Here is a 1331-nt window from a genome sequence, read left to right as displayed (position 1 = left end):
TGAGGTTCCCCCGGTAGCTCGGAGGCTTTCGATCATGCTCTGATGGAGCTGAAGGGAGTCATCCGTGGCAGCACCGAAGAAGTACCCCGATGAGCTGCGTGAACGTGCGGTGCGCTTGTATCGGGAGTCGGACCCGAAGCCCGTGATCCGCCAGCTGGCGCGGCAGCTTGGGGTGCATCACGAGGCCTTGCGCAACTGGATCCGCCAGGACGAAGCCGACCGGGGCCAGCGCAACGACCGGCCGACCACCTCGGAGTTGGAGGAGCTGCGTCGGCTGCGGCGGGAGAACGCCGAGTTGAAGCGGGCCAACGAGATCCTGAAGGCCGCGTCGGCTTTTTTCGCCTCGGAGCTCGACCCGACCCGGCGACGGTCGTGACGCTCGTCGACGAGCTGAAAGACCGCTTCGGGGTCGAGCCCGTCCTCCGGGTCCTCAACGTCGCCGTCTCCACCTACTATGGGTGGCTCGCCCAGACCGCAAACCCGTCTGCCCGGCGAGCCGAGGATGCGGAGCTGGCCGTCGAGATCGCGGAGATCCACGACGTGTCGGGTGGCACCTACGGCAGTCCGCGGGTGCACGCCATGTTGCGTCGGCAGGGCCGGCGGGTGGGTCGCAAGCGGGTGGAGCGGTTGATGCGCGACGCCGGCTTGCAGGGGGCGTTTCTGCGCAAGAAGTGGCGTATCCCCTCGACCCGGTCGAACCCGAAGGCGACACCTGCTCCGGACCTGGTCAACCGGCAGTTCACCGCTGCGGCGCCGAACCGGCTGTGGGTCGCCGATGCTACCCGGATCCCCTGCGGCGAGGGCGTGTTCTGGCTGGCCGCCGTCCGGGATGTGTTCTCCAACCGCATCGTGGGCTGGCGCTGCTCCGACCGCTGCGACACCGACCTGATCCTCGGCGCTCTGGAATACGGCATCTGGTCGCGCGATGTCCGCGACGGCCAACTGATCCACCACTCAGACCGCGGGTCGAACTACACGTCGTTCCGCTTCGCGCAACGCCTGGCCGACAACGGCATCCTGCCCTCGATGGGCTCGGTCGGTGACAGCTACGACAACGCCCTGATGGAGAACTTCTGGTCGACGTTGAAGATCGAACTTGTCTACCGCAACTCGTGGCGGACCCGGGATGAGGCGGAGAACGCGATCTTCACCTACATCGACGGCTGGTACAACACCCGCCGCATCCAGAAAGACCTCGGCTGGCGATCCCCAGACGAGTACGAAGCCGCTTGGCACACCCACCAGGCCCAACAGGACGAGACGGCTATCGTTCAGCCTGAGCCCACCGGCGCCAGGTAACCAACCCTCCGGCAAACCGGGGGAACCTCAGG

General features: G+C 66.6%; 2 protein-coding genes. Both read left to right on the top strand.

The window, feature by feature from the left end; translation table 11 throughout:
• Nucleotides 1-64 precede the first annotated feature (64 nt).
• Complete coding sequence (locus F6X68_RS32630) at nucleotides 65-376, top strand: transposase (RefSeq protein ID WP_151457830.1); 312 nt, start codon at nucleotides 65-67, stop codon at nucleotides 374-376.
• On the top strand, nucleotides 373-1299 hold the full coding sequence (locus F6X68_RS32625) for an IS3 family transposase (RefSeq protein ID WP_192581650.1): 927 nt from the start codon (nucleotides 373-375) through the stop codon (nucleotides 1297-1299). Before F6X68_RS32630 ends, F6X68_RS32625 begins: the two co-directional genes overlap by 4 nt.
• The last annotated feature ends 32 nt before the right edge of the window (nucleotides 1300-1331 follow it).

The organism is Micromonospora sp. AMSO12t, from assembly GCF_008806585.1.
Classification (GTDB): Bacteria; Actinomycetota; Actinomycetes; order Mycobacteriales; family Micromonosporaceae; genus Micromonospora; species Micromonospora reichwaldensis.
This window is presented reverse-complemented; position numbering and strand designations above follow the sequence as displayed.